Genomic DNA, 18,737 nt, shown 5'->3' on the forward strand with positions numbered 1-18,737 from the left:
CAACCGTTTGCGCTAAAAATAATTTTTTCTAAATAAGATACTTGTGTGTTTTTTGTATAGTGAAAATTTTTTCTGCAAAAAGAAGGGGAAATAAGTATCAGTAAACGTTGGTACGCAGCAAGTATTTAAGTTCCTTTCCAGCTTTTTTGTATTTTGATAGGATTCAAAATTATGGAATAAAAAAATAGATATAGGGTTGATTTATGATACGACTTTTATTACAATACATCCATGCAACCGTTTGCTTTTGGGAAGGACTGTTGTTTTATGGTTTCTTGTAAAGAATGTTTTAGGAGATTTCTAAAGTTGGGGGTTAGTAGAAAATGAAACTTGCTTCGTTTGATTTCTGGCAGAAATTTGGAAAGGCTTTAATTGTAGTAGTAGCAGTGATGCCAGCTGCCGGGTTGATGGTTTCAATTGGTAAGTTAATTGGTATGATGGGTGGCGACATGGCTATTGTGGAATCGATTGCACATGTGGTCGAGGACATTGGTTGGGGTTTAATTGGAAACTTGCATATCTTATTTGCTGTTGCAATTGGGGGATCTTGGGCAAAGGAACGTGCAGGCGGTGCGTTTGCCGGGTTGATTGCTTTTATCCTCATCAATCGTATTACAGGAGCTATTTTTTCGGTGAACAATGAGATGTTAGCAAATCCTGATGCAACAGTTACCTCTTTGTTTGGAACTGAATTAGTAGTAAAGGATTATTTCACATCTGTCCTTGGAGCGCCAGCATTAAATATGGGGGTATTCGTAGGAATTATTTCCGGTTTCTTAGGAGCAAGCTTATTCAATAAGTATTATAACTTTGATAAGTTACCGCAGTCTCTTTCTTTCTTTAACGGTAAGCGCTTTGTACCGTTTGTTGTAATTGGCGGCTCTGTTGTAGCAGCTCTCTTATTATCTATCGTATGGCCATTTATTCAAGGGATTTTAAATGATTTTGGGAACTGGATTGCATCATCCCGCAGTTCGGCACCATTTATTGCTCCGTTTATTTATGGTACGCTAGAGCGTCTATTATTGCCGTTTGGTTTGCATCATATGTTAACGATTCCAATGAACTACACAGACCTAGGCGGCACATATAAAATTTTAACTGGGTCTAATGCAGGAAGCATCGTATCGGGGCAAGACCCATTATGGCTTGCTTGGGTTGCGGATTTAAATAACTTGCTTGCAGCAGGGGATACAGAGGGCTACAAACAATTATTGCATGATGTGACACCAGCACGTTTTAAAGTAGGACAAATGATTCTTTCAACTGTAGCGCTGCCGGCGATTGCGTTAGCGATGTATCTAAATGTTGATAAGGAAAAGCGGTCGAAATATAAATCAATGTTTCTTTCTGCGGGATTGGCAGTATTCTTAACAGGTGTAACAGAGCCGATTGAGTTTATGTTTATGTTTGTCGCTCCTGTTTTATATATTGTGTATGCAATTATGACAGGGCTTGCATTTGCAGTTGTCGATTTGATTCATATTCGTATTCACTCCTTTGGATTTATTGAGCTGCTAACACGTACACCAATGAGCATTAAGGCCGGCTTATGGTTGGATTTGGTTAACTTTTTAATTGCTTGTGCAGTATTCTTTGCGTTAAACTTTTTTGTAGCAAACTTCCTCATTAAGAAATTCAACTATGCAACTCCTGGCCGTGCAGGAAACTATATCGAGGAAGAGACAAGTGCAGCAACACAAGGCAGCCAAGCTGAGAATACTGGGGATGATTCCCTTGCTGCCACAATTATTGGTTTGCTTGGCGGAAAAGAAAATATTGAAGATGTAGATGCTTGTATGACTCGTTTACGTGTAACTGTAAAAAATATTGATAGCGTTGCCGCCGAGCAGCAGTGGAAGCAAAACGGTGCACTGGGGCTTATCTTGAAGGATAAGGGGGTACAGGCCATCTACGGACCGAAGGCGGATGTATTAAAATCTGACATTCAAGACCGATTAGGAGCGTAAAGAATGAAATTATTAACATTAAACTGCCATGCATGGCGGGAAGAGAATCAGCTTGGAAAAATTGACACTCTCGCGAAGGCTATTCAAGAAAACGCTTATGATGTGATTGCGTTACAGGAAGTAAGCCAGCCTACTGATGGACAGGTGGTACGAGAAAACGTCAAAAGCGGCAATTATATTATTGTTTTACTGGAAGCACTGCAAAGGCTTGGTGTTACTGATTACGAGTATGTATGGGATCTTTCTCACTTTAGCTATGGGGCATATGAAGAAGGGCTTGCGATTCTCTCAAAGCATCCAATCGAAGGAAAGCATTCGTTTTTCGTTTCACAAAGTCAAGATATTATGAAGTGGAAAACAAGAAAGATTGTTGGTGCAAGCATACGTTATAAGGAGGAGCTGGTTTCCTTCTACTCCTGTCATCTTGGCTGGTGGCATGATGAGGAAGAACCATTTGTGCATCAAGCAAAATCTCTCCTTGAGCATGTGCAGGGGGAAGAGCGATTTTTCCTGATGGGTGATTTTAATAATCATGCCGACTTGAAGGGTGAGGGATATGAATATCTTATACAGCATGGCTTGTACGATATTTATAGCCTTGCGAAGGAAAAGGATAGTGGTGTAACGGTGCAAGGAAAGATTGCCGGCTGGGATCAAAATAAGCAAGATTTGCGAATTGATTTGATTTTGACGAATCAGCCGTGCCAAGTAGCCTATTCACAAGTGATTTTTAACGATGTAAATCGATCGGTCGTCTCTGATCATTTTGGGGTAGAGGCTTTGGTGGATGAAGAATAATGTTTGTTATAAAGAAAACTCGCTATTTGGCGTAGCCCCACTTACACTGTATTCCTAAAATTTCTGGCTACGTCGAATCACTTTTAGTTGGAAATTTATACTTTCCTATAGTGTAAAACAGGCTGTGGAGCAAGTTGCTCTACAGCCTGTTTTGCTTATTGCTTTAACGGTAATTCTACTATAGCCTCTGTTCCTGCACCAAGCTGGCTATCTATGCGGATGAATCCTTCAAAATGGTCGATAAGTTCCTTTACCATATACAGGCCTATTCCCAAACCGCTTTTATGAGGATTGAATTTCCCGTATTTTTTAAATAATGCCCTTGTTTGTTCTTCAGTCATTCCTATCCCGTGATCCTTCACTTTCATGACAATTTTATCATGAGCAGCTAAAACGGAAAGTGTAACGATGGATTGTTCATAACTATATTTAATGGCATTGCTTAAGAGATTTGATAAAATTAGTTTTAAACCAATCTTATTCGTATACATCTTTTCGTTACCTTGCAAGTCGAGCGTATGTTGAAGCTCTAGATTTTGCGTACGTACGTGCTTTAATGGTCATAAATTCAATGACGTCTCGAATCACAGGTAATGGCTCAACAAGTTCTTTCTTCCAAAGCAAATCATTGGACAGCATCTGTTCTGTATGAATAATATAATTCATTTCATTATCAATTACATCGACATAGTCTCTTATATCTTTAATTTTACTGAGGTTCTCTTCGATGGAATTCAATCCTTGCTCTAATATGATAGAACAATATGCTTTGATTACAGTAAGAGGATTTCTCACCTCGTGGGATACAACATGTACAAAATCTAGTTTTTGCTTATATAAATCCATTTCCGATTGCATTTTAATTTGGACAGAAAGCGAAGGGAAAATTACTGTTTTTTTTGTATTTCTATACAAGTAAGACCGAGTAAGTTCTTTGTCTGTCATGAAATATTCGTGACTGCGCATTAAATCCATTTGAAGAGGAACAGTTAGCGTATGAGCGTCATAAGCACAAACAGAAACGAGTCCTGCATCTTTTATACAACAATCTGCCCGATCTTCAAATTCTTTAAGAATGGAAGCTATATTATCTTGTTCTTTCCAATCAACATGTGCCCATGTACGGATAGAGATGTCTTTCTTGAAAAAAGGCTCTAATATTTGCTCAAAATGATTTACAATGCTCTTCACATCAAAATTTCCATGCATCTGATAAAAATCAAAGTTATCTGTGTAATGTACCATGGCTAGCTTTTCCTCGGGAAGGATGTTTTCCAGTTTTTGATTAATAAGTAGTAATAGTTCCCGATTATCTACCACCAATAGATGATGTTTTTGCTCGAGACCGCTAACTATATACGACACTGCATTGTTTACATAACATTCTGTATCTTCATAAACATATAGTATATGACCACCATTTGATAGCTCTATTATTTCATTTAATTTTACAAAATCATATTTCATTTGTATCTCCTGTAGAAGAAATATAAAATGTATACATTTTTGACTATTCAATTAAATTATACTTAAAATACATCGACTTTTAAAGGAATAATCTTTTCCACTTTCGCGTTCATCCAAGCTGGTATGAAAAATTACTAAGGTGATTGATAAAAAATCAGTCTTAGGTCTTATGAACTTGAGTTATGAACTGTTGTATAATAAAAATATAGCAAAACAAAATATAATTAAAAAGGAGTTCAGCTCAAATGGAACATAAGGGACTTAAGATCCTTGTTCATGCTAGCACATGGTTTGCACCGGTGTTAGTTCCTATTATCGTATATTTTCTTAGCTCAAATCGAGAAGTAAAAAGCTTATCGCTGCAGGCAGTAATTTTTCACCTTGTTATGGGTGTATTGATTTCCATTTCAATATTCTTTTCTTGGATTTTGATTGGCATACCATTTCTTATCGTGTTTGGACTGATGGCATTGATTGCTCCGATTATGGGCATTATCCGTGCGCTGGATGACCGTCCATTCCGCTATCCGATTATTGGTGCATTGTTTGCCTAATAATTAATAGAAAGAAACGGGTGTCTCCACGCTGAGACACCCGTTTTGCTTTTGTATTACATATTTAAGAATGTATAAATTTCTAGCTAGAAGCCAACTCGACGTGGCGAGAAATTTTAGGGATAAAGTATAAGTAGGGCTACGTCTCTGTCTTTGCCAGGGAGCAGGGCTTGCCAGCCGGCGAGTTTTCTTTACTGTCCCCATTTTTCATGAAAGATAAGCTTCTCTAATGCCCGCCTTTTCTCCCAGTTCGCTGTTTCTAAAATAGGAGCTGTCGGATATGTGTCCGTGTATCCAATAGAAACTAAAGCTATTGGATCAATATGAGGAGGAATTTCTAAAATGTCTCGAATATCCGACTTTTTATAAAAGCTCACCCAGCCCATCGCCAACCCTTCAGCACAAGCGGCTAACCACATATTTTGAATAGCACAGGCGGTTGACATGATGTCAGTTTCAGGAATCGAATTACGACCTAGTACGTGCGAGCCTCCCCGGGAAGGATCGCATGTAACGCAGATTGTTAAAGGCGCCTCTTTCATGCCCTCAATTTTGAGATTAAGGAATTTTGCGGCCCGCTCATCTTGTTCATAATGGATCGCAAGTGCCCGTCTTTCTTTATCTGCGGCCCAAGCTAAGCGATTTTTCAGTTCATCCGATTGGATTAAAATAAAATTCCAAGGCTGCATAAATCCAACCGAAGGTGCATGATGCGCAGCTTCTAATATACGTGCCACTGCTTCCTGCGGCACCGCGTCAGGGAGAAAACTTCTAATATCTCTTCTCTTTTCTATTACTTTATAAATCGCATCTTTTTCTTCATGAGTAAACAAAGCTTCAACACCACCTAGTCTTATTTGTATTTGTACGGAAAGGTATAAGTTTCTTAATAGCAGCTGATATGCTCTTCTTGCGTGAAAGGAGTATGTAATACAAAAAACCTTAACCATTGAAGCTAAGGTTTTCAAATAAGCATATTGACAGAATATGGGGAGATTCTATCAATATACGTATGAAATCCTTTCCTTCCCACCGAAGAAATTGGAACTAGTATATAAAAGCAGGTCTCCTGGCTTCGTAACTACCCGATTGTCTTTCTTTCCGGGCAATGCTATTTCACACTGTGGGAAGGTATAAATTTCTAACTAGAAGTGAATGCGACGTAGCCAGAAGTTTTAGGAATACAGTGTAAGTAGAGCTGCGCCTCTGTCTTCGCCCAGGGAGCAGGGCTTGCCAATTGGCGAGTTTTCTTTAACGTTTACAGTAGCGGGGGCTGCGTTGGATTTTCACCAACTTCCCTATTATCTCGTAACAGATTCTGTCTTGAGCACTTTTATATTTTTATTCGTTTCATTCATTATAAACTATGGTTACATATGGTTCGCAAGCTAATTGTTACATATCATCAACAATGATTTTTAGCATATAATCTTCACGGTTTGTGCAGTGAATCCTTACAAGAATAATGAAAGGGAAGATAAGCAAACTAGCGTTATTTCCTTGCATATTTTGGATGTTACATATACAATTAATTCATTAGGTTAATTATCCTTTTTAGAACAGTTTTTATTAGAATGGTTCAAATATGAACAAGGAAGAGAGGGAGCATATGAATGAAAATAACCCACAATTAGAACAAACCATTCAAGTGTTGCGATCTTTTTGGAGGATTCAACGAAACTTTGGACGATGGGGGCAGGCGAGCATCAAAAACAGTAATTTGAGTATGCCGCAGTTTTTGATTTTACAAGCAATGTTCCCTGCACAAGTGATTTCGCAAAAGAGTTTGGGCGAACGGTTGCTATTTCCGAAAAGTACGCTGAGTACAAGTGTCGATGGCTTGGTAACGCTAGGATTTCTAAAGCGCAGCATCCCAGAAGAAAATCGTCGAGAGGTAGAGCTTGAATTAACTGAGGCTGGCAGAGAGCAAGTACTGCTTATGCATAATGAGCCAAATGGAGTATATCAAAAAATGATGGGTGTCCTGTCGCAACTATCAGAGGAATCCATCCACACATTATTAGAACTCCACCAGCAATTGTATGAATTGATGATAGATACAGAAACGACAGAGAACGGAGAGGATGCTCGTTGTTAAAACTATTTCGTCAGTTACGGCCATTTGCTGGGATGATTGCGGGAGTGCTGGTGCTTGTCTTCATCCAGTCCATGTCTGATCTCTATTTGCCAACATTAATGTCAGATATTATTGATACCGGTGTTGTAAAAGGAGATACGAACTATATTTTGCGAATCGGCGCTCTTATGCTGCTCATTGCGGCGATTGGGGCAGCTTGCTCAGTGGTTGCCAGCTATTTTTCATCGAAGGCTGCAATGGGGTTTGGCAAACAGCTGCGCAAACGGGTTTTTTCACGTGTTGAGGCATTTTCACTTCAGGAATTTGACAAGATAGGAACAGCTTCCCTTATTACCCGAACAACGAATGATATTACGCAAGTACAGCAAGTGCTTGTGATGCTCATGCGGATGGTGCTTAGCGCCCCGATTATGTTTGTTGGCGGGGTGATCATGGCAGTGACAAAGGATGCAAAGCTATCACTTGTAATTGTAGCAATTATCCCAATTTTGGCTTTGACGATTTTCCTTGTTATGTCCAAAGGGCTTCCGCTTTTTAAAGTCATGCAAACAAAACTCGATACGCTTAATTTAATTCTTCGCGAGGGCTTAATGGGAGTTCGAGTTGTACGCGCCTTTAATCGCGATCCTTATGAACAAAAGCGGTTTGAAACAGCAAACTATGATTTCATGAGCGTTTCTATTCGAGTGAATAAAATTATGGCATATATGATGCCGGCAATGATGCTGATTTTCAATTTAACGACAGTCGCCATTCTTTGGTTTGGCGGACTTCGCGTTGATACAGGCAATATGCAAGTTGGTGACTTAATGGCGTTTATGCAATATGTGACTCAAATTATGTTTGCACTCATTATGGCTTCGATGATGTTTATTATGGTGCCGCGGGCTGCCGCATCAGCAGCCCGCATCAACGAAGTACTTGGTATGGAGCCGAGCATTGTTGATGCAGACGTTACAGCAACAGCGGATGAAAACTGCGGTGATCTCGAATTTGACCGAGTCACCTTCCGTTATCCTGGTGCGCAAATGCCTGCGTTATCGGAGATTTCATTTCGAGCAAAGCCTGGTCAAGTAACGGCTATTATCGGCGGGACAGGTGCCGGCAAGTCCACGCTCGTAAACCTAATTCCTCGCTTTTATGATATTGATGCGGGAGAAATTCGTATAGGCGGTGTGAATATCCAGAAAATGAAGCAGACGGAGCTGCGATCTAAAATCGGTTTTGTCCCGCAAAAAGCAGTGCTATTTTCAGGAACCATCCGTGAAAATATTCGCTATGGCAAGGAGGATGCAACAGACGAGGAGATTATACATGCTGCTCAAATTGCACAGGCCGCAGGTTTTATTGAACAAATGGAGGAGGGCTATGAATCCATTATTGCGCAAGGTGGAACAAACCTCTCAGGCGGTCAAAAGCAGCGCTTGTCAATTGCGCGGGCGCTTGTTCGTAAGCCGGAGCTATACATTTTTGATGATAGCTTTTCAGCGCTTGATTTTAAAACTGATGCGAAGCTGCGCAGTGCTTTAAAGATAGAAACAGTTGATAGGGCAGTATTAATCGTTGCTCAACGTGTTAGCACCGTACTGCATGCTGATCAAATCATTGTGTTGGATGAAGGAAAAGTAGAAGATATTGGTACACATGAACAATTGCTTGAGCGATGTGGGGTATATCGCGAAATCGTTGCATCACAATTGTCAGAGGAGGAAAGTGCATGAGTACGTCAGACAAACATCCGCGTCCTGGCGGTCATCCGGGCGGCTTTAGGCCAGGCTTTGGTCCCGGCGGCAATATGATGGTGCAAGGTGCTAAAATCAAAGATTTTAAGGGCACATTTCGCCGTTTGCTCACGTATTTGCAGCCGCGTCGGCTGCATTTAATGGCTGTGTTCCTCACGGCGATTCTCAGCACGATTTTTTTAATTGTCGGTCCGAAGCTGATGGGAAAGGTCACGACAAAATTATTTGAAGGCGCCATGATGAAATGGAAAGGGCTTCCTGGTGCAGCCATTGATTTTACCTATATTAAAAATATTCTGCTTCTATTGGTCGGGCTGTATATTATCAGTGCATTGTTTAGCTACCTGCAGCAGTATATTATGTCCGATGTTTCGCAAAAGGTTGTGTATGATTTACGGACGGAGGTCAGTGAGAAGCTATCAAGGCTGCCGCTGAAATACTATGATGAACATTCTCATGGTGATACGCTGAGCCGGGTAACAAATGATATTGATACAATCGGTAGCACACTTCAACAAAGTATTACACAATTTATCACCTCGATTGTTACAATTATTGGAATTATTATTATGATGTTAACCATTAGTCCGGTGCTTACTTTAATCAGTGTCGTGTCCATTGCGCTCTCGATTTTCGTTTTAAAACCAATTATGCTGCGTTCGCAGAAGTATTTTGCCAACCAGCAAAAGTCACTGGGACAATTGAATGGGCATATTGAAGAGATGTATACCGGACATCAAATTATTAAAGCATTTGGACATGAGGAAAAGGCAAAAGAAACATTTGATGAAGTTAATGAAAAGCTATACGATGCCGGCTGGCGTGCCCAATTTATCTCTGGCATCATTATGCCGCTGATGATGTTTGTCAGCAATCTTGGCTATGTATTCATCTGTATTGTCGGCGGGATTTATGTGACCAAGGGCTTTATTGCAATTGGTGATATTCAAGCGTTTATTCAATACTCCAGGCAGTTTTCGCAGCCGATTACCCAAACAGCAAATATTGCTAATATTATTCAATCAACTATTGCTGCAGCAGAGCGCGTTTTTGAATTGCTGGATGAACAAGAGGAAGTAAAAGAAGCAACGAATCTAACAAATCTAACAAATCTGCCGACAGTGAAGGGGCATGTGGTATTTGAGCATGTGGACTTTGGCTATAAAGAGGCTGCGTTGCTCATTCAAGATATGAATCTGGATGTAAAGCCAGGCCAAATCGTAGCAATTGTTGGTCCAACTGGTGCTGGCAAAACGACACTCATCAATTTGCTCATGCGTTTTTATGAACTAAAGGGCGGTGCGATTACAATTGACGGGGTGGACACGCGCAAGCTATCACGAGAAAATTTGCGGGCAATGTTTGGAATGGTACTGCAGGATACATGGCTGTTTAACGGTACTATTCGAGAGAATATTGCATATGGCAGATTGGATGCAACAGATGAGGAGATACGGGAGGCAGCAAAAGCGGCGTATGCCGATCATTTCATTCGAACGCTGCCTAATGGCTACGATACTGTGCTTAATGAAGATGCATCTAATATTTCGCAAGGGCAGCGACAATTGCTTACAATCGCCCGTGCTATTTTGGCAGACCCTGCGATTATGATTTTAGATGAGGCAACGAGCAGCGTTGATACACGAACAGAAGTGCATATACAAAAAGCGATGACCAGACTCATGCAAGGGCGCACGAGTTTTGTTATTGCGCATCGTCTCTCCACGATTAAGGATGCGGATTTAATTTTGGTAATGAATCAAGGGACAGTTATTGAGCAAGGAACGCATTATGAATTGCTGCAGCAAAATGGATTTTATGCTGACTTGTACAACAGTCAGTTTGGTGAAGAAGAGCCTGCTATGTAAGAAATAAGGGACTGATGCAGAGGATATAGGATATATATCTTTTGATGTCAGTCTTTTTGTCTTTGTCAAATAGGATTGAAAGTATCAAAAGTAGAGCTTTTCCAGAGAGACTAGGTTTTCTATTTGAACGACAAATAAGACAAGCAGAATGGCTGTGTGACTATGACGTTGATCATATCGTTTATGGGATGCTGGAAATAAAATGGAAGTCAATTAACTAAACAAGAAACTCAGATAAAAGGACTAATGGCTACACAAGGTCCTTTTTCTTCTTGTTGAATTCCTAATCATCATTTTTTAAAACTATTTTTCAAAAACCTATTCACCTTGACGTTACGTCAAGGTATATAGTGTTTATATCAGGAGGTGAGAAGATGGAATACACAGTGCAAAGATTGAGCCAAATGGCAGGTGTGAGTACGAGGACGCTGCGATATTACGATGAAATTGGAATTCTAAGGCCGGCAAGAATCAATTCGTCAGGGTATCGGATTTATGGGCAAGAGGAGGTTGATCGACTTCAGCAAATTCTGTTTTATCGGGAGCTAGGGGTAAGCTTAGAAAATATTAAGAAGATTACTACCTCCCCATCCTTTGATAGCACTCTTGCGCTGAAAGAACATCGGGAGCAGCTTCTGGTAAAACGAGAACAGTTAGATCAATTAATTGCGAATGTGGATAAAACAATAGCTGCAGCGGAAGGGAGTATAACAATGACAGATAAAGAAAAGTTTGAAGGCTTTAAGCAAAAGTTGATTGATGATAATGAAAAGAAATATGGGAAAGAGATTCGAGCAAAGTATGGGGATGAGCAAGTCGATAAATCTAACCAAAAGGTAAAAGGGATGACAGAGGAGCAGTATGCGGAAGTAGAAAAACTGGCCGCTGATGTTCTAGCTACATTAGCCGAGGCATTCGCAACAGGTGATCCTGCGGGAGAATTAGCCCAAAAAACCGCACATTTACATCGGCAATGGCTCTGCTATTATTGGGATAGCTATACGAAAGAAGCACATGCAGGCCTTGCGCAAATGTATGTAGACGATGAGAGGTTTACAGCGTACTACGATAAAAACCAACCAGGAACAGCTCTATTTTTGCGGGATGCGATTCATATTTATACAGGATTGAAAAAATAATGAGTAAAAGCGATTGGCGAAAGCCGGTCGCTTTTTTTCATTGTAGGAAAGTATAAATTTCCAACTAGAAGTGAATTCGACGTAGTCGGAAGTTTTAGGAATACAGTATAAATAGGGCTACGCCTCTGTCTTCGCCCGGGGAGCAGGGATCGCTAGTCGGCAAGTTTTCTTTATAAGATAAGTATAACTTTTCGGGGTGATGTCTAGCTCCCAAGGCCCAAAATGGCAGGCCTTGTCCGTTTTTCTTATGCTTTAAAATTTGTAAACGTTATCTTTACTTAACGTTATAAAATATTCACATTTTTGAAACATAAAACCGGATTTCCGTGCTTATTTTATAACTAAGTAAGATTATACCGTGTGAGGAGATGGTCTCTTGGCAAAAAAACAATGCATTGCCATGTTATTGGCAGGTGGCAGAGGCTCTCGTTTGAAAACATTAACACAAGACATTGCTAAACCAGCTGTACCATTTGGCGGGAAATATAGAATCATTGATTTTGCCTTAAGCAACTGCAAAAACTCAAACATTAACACAGTGGGAATCCTCACTCAATATCAACCTCATGTACTGCAAAACTATATAGGAAATGGATACCATTGGGATTTAGACAGAAAGGACGGTGGCGTGTCCATTTTACCTCCCTTTCAATGTCAGGATCGAGCACGATGGTATGAAGGAACGGCAAATGCTGTGTTTCACAACCGAAAATATATTGAAGAACAAAACCCGGAGCATATCTTAATTATTTCAGGCGACCACATTTACAAAATGGATTACAATGAGATGCTGGAGCAGCATATCCACACAAATGCGGATGTTACCATTTCAGTTGTGAATGTTCCGTGGAGTGAGGCGAACCGTTTTGGGATTGTAACAAGTGATAAGAGTGGCAGGATTATAGAATTTGAAGAAAAACCAGTCCATCCAAAGTCTAATCAAGCATCGATGGGAATCTATATTTTCAAACGTGAGGCTTTACAAATGTTTTTGGAGCAAGATAGTTACTTAGATACACCGGCAGACTTTGGGAAGGACATTATTCCCGCTATGATCAAAGGATCTATGCATGTATTTGCATTTCAGTTCAAAGGCTATTGGCGGGACGTAGGTACGATTGATAGCTATTGGCAATCCAACATGGATTTATTATCAGAAGAAAAGAACATTTTTTTATGTAATACGAATTGGAACGTCTATACGAAGGAGCAAAACCATTCCCCCTTCTTTTTAAGTGAAACAGGGAGCATTATGCGTTCATTAATTAGTGAAGGATGTAACATTGCTGGGAGAGTAGAGCATTCCGTTCTTTCTTGCGGAGTGAAGATTGGGAAGCATGCTGTTATAAAGGATTGCGTGATTCTTCCGAATACAGTGATAGGAGATCGTGTATATATTGAGGGAGCTGTTATTGGAAGCAATGTCACGATTGAGGAGGGAACTGTCATGAAGCCTCATTCCTCGAAACAAAAGATTGCACTTATAGATAATAGACGATTATCTCCTGAAGAAAGCTATAAGAAGCAAGCAAACATTATTTGATAAGACCGTGGATCCTTTTATCGTAATTTGAAAGAAGTTCCCTTTTTCCAGGAAAGCGAAGGGCGGAGCCTAGCTAGTAGAGAAGGGGAATTTCATTCAGGCATAGCCTGAAAAGTTTAACTGAGAAAGGTTAATTTCTCATTCTGATGATTGAAAATGCATATTGAGACAAGTTATTCTCAAATAATAAAAACCCTTTCCCATATATAGGAGAGGGTGTTGAGGCCCCATTAGGGACTGTTCGAATACTGTTAATGTGTAGGGTGGAGATGGTTGTACGAGTATGGCAATGGATTGATCTCTCTCTCATATATGATATTCGAGGCAGCATGATATGGTATAGGTATATGTGAATGTATCCTTAATTGGGCTATCATCCTGTCCTGCTGCTTTATGATAGCTGATTGTTCTGAACAAATGAAATATAAGGTGAACTTTATGTGTTGGTATAGCACTAATTAGTACTTCAATGTTTCGTTTGGGTCGATTTAAACATCGGGATACATGTGCAAACAAACAAAAACATTACAAATGCAAGTATACCTGCTCATTTTATACTAACAGTTTATGCAGAGGCCCATTGGTTGGAGGAAAATACAATTGGATAGGAAAACCCCTTATCCATTTGATATACTTGCAGTAAGATTATGTTGTGCATATTCATCGGTATAACGAGTATAGGAGTCAATCATGAAGGAAGAGTTGTATGATGCTTTACTGAACATTAAAACAACGGGAGATCAAAAGGGATTCAATCAATCTCTACATTATCATCGCTATGAAGCAACGCCATACTTTGCATTAGAACTATTATGTAAAACATACGAGTTCAAAAGCAGCGATCGTATCGTGGATTTTGGTTGTGGAAAAGGCCGTTTAAATTTCTATATAAATCATGTTTTTGATGCAACTGCTGTCGGAATCGAAATGAACGATGGTTTCTACCGGGAGGCAATGGAGAATCGGAATCGCTATCTAAAGAAGAAGAAACATAGCAAAGATAAAATTTATTTCCACTGTTGTCTGGCTGAGGAGTATGAAATTCATCCAATGGACAATCGGTTTTATTTTTTTAATCCATTTTCTACTCAAATCTTTATAAAGGTTATTAATCGGATATTGCGCTCAGTCGAAACATCACAGCGAGAGGTAGAATTGATTTTATATTACACATCAGAGGATTATATCTATTTCTTAGAAAACAATACCTCCTTTGAGCTGAAGGCAGAAATTAGATTGCCGGATGCATATGAACATAATCCGAATGAGAGGTTTTTAATATATCGGTTAGCATACTGAACGGGGTTCATTCTTATGGAGACTAACCAGATAACAATGGGATTACAATGAAATATCTACAAAAAACACCATCCTTTTCAATAATTCTGCGAAAAGGATGGTGTTTTTGTCGTTTGAGGAATATGATGTTTCCTCGGGTGCTGGGTGATAGGGAGGAGAATGCCTCTATTTTTACACTGTAAGAAAATATAAATTTCCAGCTGGAAGTCAATTCGACGTAGTCGGAAATGTTAGGAATACAGTATAAGTAGGGCTACGCCTCTGTCTTCGCCCAAGGTCAAGGCTCGCCAATCGGCGAGTTTTCTTTATTTTATAAGAAATCAACTTGTTTTTTCGCCTTGGGACCCAGCAAATTCCTGATTTAGATTGCTATGCTTTCTTGAATATGATACATACAAGATAGTTCCTGCCGCAATCCAAATTACAAAGCAAATCCATGTGATAGCAGGCAAGCTCAGTGATAAATAGATACATAAAAGTGCGCTAACAACTGGCAGGACAGGAACAAAAGGCACTCTGAATGCTGCTTTTAACTCTGGCTGTTTCTTTCGCAAGACAATAACAGCGATAGAAATGAGGGTGAAAGCAGCCAATGTTCCCATGTTTACAAGATGGGCAAGAGTTGTTAAGTCAACAAATCCAGCAATTCCTGCCGCAATAAATCCTGTAAGCCATGTATTTTTAAAAGGCGTTTGGAATTTTGGGTGTACCTTCGCAAATACCTTTGGTAATAAACCGTCTCGGCTCATTGCGTAGGTTAAACGGATTTGAGAATACAATAGCGCTAGCAAGACAGTCGTGATCCCTATAATAGCACCAACTGAAATAATACCAGCTATGCTATTTTGGCCGACAAAGTTAAGAGCAAACGAAACAGGGTCTCCGACATTCAGCTTTGTATATGGAACCATGCCTGTGAGCACAAGTGAAACTACAACATACAAGAATGTACAAATAGCTAAAGAAGCTACAATTCCGATTGGCATATTCCGTTGCGGGCGTTTCACTTCTTCTGATGCATTAGCAATTACATCAAAGCCGATGTAAGCAAAGAAAACAGTGGCCGCACTTGTAACGACTCCCTCTAAACCAAATGGCATAAATGGTGTCCAGTTTTCCGGCTTTACATATTTAATCCCTGTAAAAATAAATAATAAAACGATGCCGATTTTAAGGAGAACAATCACGTTATTAAAGCGTGTGCTTTCTTTTACGCCTTTACTTACAAGAGCTGTGATTAATAAAATAATAATCATAGCAGGCAGGTTGACCACTCCGCCTTGATCGCTCCCTGGTGCAGAGGCAAGGATAGCAGGAACATGAAGATTAAATCCGGCAATCAACGATTGAAAATAAGCGGACCAGCCTGTTGCAACAGCAGCAAGCGCAATAATATATTCGAGCATTAAATCCCAACCAATTAAAAAGGCGATAAGTTCTCCCATTGTAGCATACGTATACGTGTATACACTCCCAGATACTGGTATAGAAGATGAGAATTCAGCATAACAAAATGCAGCAAGCGCGCAGGCGATACCTGCGAGAATAAACGAAAGAATAATAGCTGGACCTGCACTTTTGGCAGCAATTACACCGGTGATAACGAAAATACCAGTTCCAACGATACAGCCGACTCCAAGAAGTATTAAATCGAGCAGGCTAAGCGCACGTTTTAGCTCTTTGTTGTGGCTTTGAGCTATTAAATCGGCAATAGACTTCTTTCTAAAGATTTTGTCCATTTAGTTGTCCTCCTATTTCAAAAAATAAATTTCCAAAAATATCTATATAAATCAATTTCACAATAAATAAGCATAGCCATAAAAATGTTAAATGACTCTAAATTGGTACAGTCTATTATAAGATGGCTCTCATCGGTATTGAGCAGGCTTTTTAACTCCATTCACTTTTATTTCTTAGCAGACCATTTATGAAATTGACTGATATAAGTTTAATTAAAGTATATACCTTATCTCTTCGTATAAACCATGGGCTTTTCTAAGTGCAGGTTCAGATCGAGGTACAGAATAGTATATAAAAATCAAAATTAACTTATATGAAGAAATCTTCTGACTTTTTTTAAGTTAATTGTATGCCGCACTTATTATAGCACGGGTGAATTGATTAAAAAAGAAAAAAAGTTCGCGAATTGAATACAAAAACAAGTTTTTACAATGATTGCTTATGTAAACGATTAAATAAATACGCGTTATGCGTATATCTGAATGCTACAACTTGTCTGCAAACATATCAGACAGTTAGAATCAATCGAAAGCTTGAAAAAAAGTATTTTAGACAGTTTGTTTTTAAATTCGACAAATTGCGACTTATGTTTCTTAATTTTAATACAAAATGGGAAGATGTTCTATAAGAAAATGAATTTTGAAGCGAGATTACAGCGAAGTACAGTATACAACAATGCAGCTACTTTAAAAAAGTACATTGAGGAACGTATTCGTGAGGTGGAAGAAGATATACTATCCATCCATAGAACAGCTAAGCAACAAGAAGGGATGGAGTTCTTACGCTCTTAGCTTGAAAAGTTACAATTGCGAATGGCAAAAGAGGAAGGGGATACAAAGGCTAACAAGGAAATATTATTTAATTAACAATAGAGTATTGATAATTTTTAGGGGGAATTTGCTTTGAAGATTAATAAGAAAAGCACCCATCCGAGTGCTTTCCTTATTAATTCTATTTATTAAACAAACTTCTTACCCCTTTGTAAATTAAAACAAGTGAGAAGATTATAACAGTTAATATGCCAAGGGTATCAGTAACAATTGAAACGCTTTCAAGAAATGAGTTAGCTAAAGGAACTTTAATAAGTGCAAAGCCAGAGAGAATCGTAGCAAGGAATAAAAAAATCCGATTATCCATGGGTTTTTCCTCCTTCCTAGGTGATTGATAAATTATATGTCCTTGGTATTACAAGTATGTCAGTTTTGTAAATTGAGAGCATACCTGTAAAAGTGAGAATTTATTTGAGGAAAAGGTAGGGGAATAATTAGAGTTATTAACTGGTATAAATAGGGTCACTAGCTCTTCAATGTCTTTAAATCATTTAGATGGAAGGGAATAAAACCGCATGGAAAGTATTGTTTTTCTACCCCACCAAATGCAAATGGATTGAAAAAGAGGGATATATAGGAGGATAGGCGAAACTTATGTATGGAGAAAGATGCATTTATAGTTTGCTAATGAGAGGAAGTAAATCATGCTTAATATCGGAATAGTGGGAACAGGTTGGTTCAGTGGTGTACATGCGAAAATTCTATGTAGGATGGAAGGAGTACGTATTGGGGCGATTTGTGGTACAAATCAGGCGAAGGCCGAGGCGTATGCCGCACAATTTGATCATGCAAAAGGATACGGGAATGTTGTTGAGATGCTGGATGGAGAAAAACTGGATGCAGTTTATATTTGTGTGCCTCCATTCGCTCATGGAGAAATTGAAGTACAGTTAATTGATAGAAGGATTCCGTTTCTAGTTGAAAAGCCTCTTAGCGTAGACCTAGAAACGCCACAATACATATTGTCTAGGCTACAAGAGCAAGCAGTGATTACATCTGTCGGCTATCACTTCCGCTATCGTGATTCCGTAAGAATGTTAAAACAGGAATTGCAGGAAAGCACCCTCGGCATGGTAACAGGCAGCTGGATGGACTCTATGCCAACGGTTGGTTGGTGGCGCAATCAAGCAACGTCAGGCGGACAGTTTATCGAACAGACAACCCATTTGGTCGATCTCCTGCGATATACTGCGGGAGAAGTAGAGGAAGTGTATGCAGTGTATGGTAATCGTTCAATCGGCCAGATGTATGACCATGTAACCGTTCCTGATGTGGGGACAGTGACGCTTAAAATGAAAAATGGTGTAGTAGCCAATCTCTCTAATACATGTGTCCTTCCAAATGGCGATTGTAAAGTAGGCTTAGACTTTTATCATAACAAAGGCATATTACATATTGACCGTAATGGACTAGAGAAAAGTGCAGAAGGCGTGAGAACGATATGGACGGATACGGTTGATCCGTATGTGAAGGAAAATGAAGCCTTTATCCATGCAGTACAAACGGGAGATGCTTCACGGATTCTGTCTGATTACAGAGATGCATTCCGTACTCAGGAGGTTACGGTTGCCGCTTTACAGTCAGCTCAAACTGGAAAGCCTGTTACGATTAATGAATAGATAAATAATATGAAGCGAGAATAAATACTGTTCCGAATCAAAAGGGGCTTCTTCTAGGGATTATTTTACT

At 39.4% G+C, this 18,737-nt stretch carries 16 protein-coding genes, 1 pseudogene and 1 riboswitch; of the genes and pseudogenes, 12 read left to right on the plus strand and 5 right to left on the minus strand.

The features are described 5' to 3' along the window. Window positions 1–323 precede the first annotated feature (323 nt). Complete coding sequence (locus tag AAHB12_RS14120; protein WP_129729173.1) at window positions 324–1,970, plus strand: PTS transporter subunit IIBC; 1,647 nt, start codon at window positions 324–326, stop codon at window positions 1,968–1,970. Between the two features lie 3 nt (window positions 1,971–1,973). Then, the gene (locus AAHB12_RS14125) at window positions 1,974–2,768 is read left to right on the plus strand and encodes an endonuclease/exonuclease/phosphatase family protein (RefSeq protein ID WP_129729172.1); all 795 of its coding nucleotides are present in this window, start codon (window positions 1,974–1,976) and stop codon (window positions 2,766–2,768) included. Window positions 2,769–2,923: 155 nt separating this feature from the next. On the opposite strand, the gene AAHB12_RS14130 is transcribed toward AAHB12_RS14125, so the two are convergent. Together AAHB12_RS14130 and AAHB12_RS14135 are read right to left on the minus strand one after the other, a co-directional pair. Beyond that, window positions 2,924–3,259 (minus strand): ATP-binding protein, encoded by a 336-nt coding sequence (locus tag AAHB12_RS14130; protein WP_342045721.1) that lies wholly within the window; start codon window positions 3,257–3,259, stop codon window positions 2,924–2,926. A gap of 7 nt (window positions 3,260–3,266) precedes the next feature. Further along, window positions 3,267–4,235, minus strand: coding sequence for an MEDS domain-containing protein (locus AAHB12_RS14135; RefSeq protein WP_342045722.1), 969 nt, complete (start codon window positions 4,233–4,235; stop codon window positions 3,267–3,269). A 245-nt stretch (window positions 4,236–4,480) separates the two neighbouring features. Between AAHB12_RS14135 and AAHB12_RS14140 the strand changes: the two genes are divergently transcribed. Next, window positions 4,481–4,789, plus strand: coding sequence for a DUF4870 domain-containing protein (locus tag AAHB12_RS14140; protein WP_129729170.1), 309 nt, complete (start codon window positions 4,481–4,483; stop codon window positions 4,787–4,789). A gap of 191 nt (window positions 4,790–4,980) precedes the next feature. On the opposite strand, the gene bluB is transcribed toward AAHB12_RS14140, so the two are convergent. After that, window positions 4,981–5,622 carry a 5,6-dimethylbenzimidazole synthase gene (gene bluB / locus AAHB12_RS14145; RefSeq protein WP_129729169.1) on the minus strand — a complete coding sequence of 214 codons (642 nt, stop codon included), beginning with the start codon at window positions 5,620–5,622 and terminating at the stop codon, window positions 4,981–4,983. 209 nt (window positions 5,623–5,831) lie between these two features. Then, window positions 5,832–6,139, minus strand: a riboswitch (cobalamin riboswitch). 259 nt (window positions 6,140–6,398) lie between these two features. Between bluB and AAHB12_RS14150 the strand changes: the two genes are divergently transcribed. The 7 genes and pseudogenes from AAHB12_RS14150 to AAHB12_RS14180 all read left to right on the plus strand — a co-directional run bounded on the left by AAHB12_RS14150 (window position 6,399) and on the right by AAHB12_RS14180 (window position 14,478). Further along, the gene (locus tag AAHB12_RS14150; RefSeq protein ID WP_342045723.1) at window positions 6,399–6,887 is read left to right on the plus strand and encodes a MarR family winged helix-turn-helix transcriptional regulator; all 489 of its coding nucleotides are present in this window, start codon (window positions 6,399–6,401) and stop codon (window positions 6,885–6,887) included. After that, a complete protein-coding gene (locus AAHB12_RS14155; RefSeq protein ID WP_342045724.1) occupies window positions 6,881–8,608 on the plus strand; it encodes an ABC transporter ATP-binding protein in 1,728 nt (575 codons plus the stop codon). Before AAHB12_RS14150 ends, AAHB12_RS14155 begins: the two co-directional genes overlap by 7 nt. Further along, window positions 8,605–10,497 carry an ABC transporter ATP-binding protein gene (locus AAHB12_RS14160; protein WP_342045725.1) on the plus strand — a complete coding sequence of 631 codons (1,893 nt, stop codon included), beginning with the start codon at window positions 8,605–8,607 and terminating at the stop codon, window positions 10,495–10,497. Before AAHB12_RS14155 ends, AAHB12_RS14160 begins: the two co-directional genes overlap by 4 nt. Window positions 10,498–10,571: 74 nt before the next feature. Further along, window positions 10,572–10,718 (plus strand): annotated as a pseudogene (locus tag AAHB12_RS14165) (GNAT family N-acetyltransferase); the annotation flags it as partial. 153 nt (window positions 10,719–10,871) lie between these two features. Further along, a complete protein-coding gene (locus AAHB12_RS14170; RefSeq protein WP_342045726.1) occupies window positions 10,872–11,636 on the plus strand; it encodes a MerR family transcriptional regulator in 765 nt (254 codons plus the stop codon). A 376-nt stretch (window positions 11,637–12,012) separates the two neighbouring features. Beyond that, window positions 12,013–13,179 carry a glucose-1-phosphate adenylyltransferase gene (locus AAHB12_RS14175; RefSeq protein ID WP_129729165.1) on the plus strand — a complete coding sequence of 389 codons (1,167 nt, stop codon included), beginning with the start codon at window positions 12,013–12,015 and terminating at the stop codon, window positions 13,177–13,179. A 690-nt stretch (window positions 13,180–13,869) separates the two neighbouring features. Beyond that, window positions 13,870–14,478: an SAM-dependent methyltransferase gene (locus tag AAHB12_RS14180; RefSeq protein ID WP_129729164.1), complete on the plus strand. Its 609-nt coding sequence runs from the start codon at window positions 13,870–13,872 to the stop codon at window positions 14,476–14,478. Window positions 14,479–14,798: 320 nt separating this feature from the next. Here AAHB12_RS14180 and AAHB12_RS14185 read toward each other — a convergent pair whose 3' ends face one another. Further along, complete coding sequence (locus AAHB12_RS14185; protein WP_342045727.1) at window positions 14,799–16,217, minus strand: amino acid permease; 1,419 nt, start codon at window positions 16,215–16,217, stop codon at window positions 14,799–14,801. Between the two features lie 618 nt (window positions 16,218–16,835). On the opposite strand from AAHB12_RS14185, the gene AAHB12_RS14190 reads away from it, so the two are divergent. Further along, entirely contained in the window at window positions 16,836–17,009 is a 174-nt protein-coding gene (locus tag AAHB12_RS14190) for a hypothetical protein (RefSeq protein ID WP_342045728.1), read from the plus strand. A gap of 160 nt (window positions 17,010–17,169) precedes the next feature. On the opposite strand, the gene AAHB12_RS14195 is transcribed toward AAHB12_RS14190, so the two are convergent. Beyond that, window positions 17,170–17,355 carry a hypothetical protein gene (locus tag AAHB12_RS14195; RefSeq protein ID WP_129729162.1) on the minus strand — a complete coding sequence of 62 codons (186 nt, stop codon included), beginning with the start codon at window positions 17,353–17,355 and terminating at the stop codon, window positions 17,170–17,172. 337 nt (window positions 17,356–17,692) lie between these two features. Between AAHB12_RS14195 and AAHB12_RS14200 the strand changes: the two genes are divergently transcribed. Further along, window positions 17,693–18,667 carry a Gfo/Idh/MocA family protein gene (locus AAHB12_RS14200; RefSeq protein WP_342045729.1) on the plus strand — a complete coding sequence of 325 codons (975 nt, stop codon included), beginning with the start codon at window positions 17,693–17,695 and terminating at the stop codon, window positions 18,665–18,667. Window positions 18,668–18,737: the final 70 nt, after the last annotated feature.

The sequence above is a fragment of the Bacillus sp. OTU530 genome, assembly GCF_038440375.1.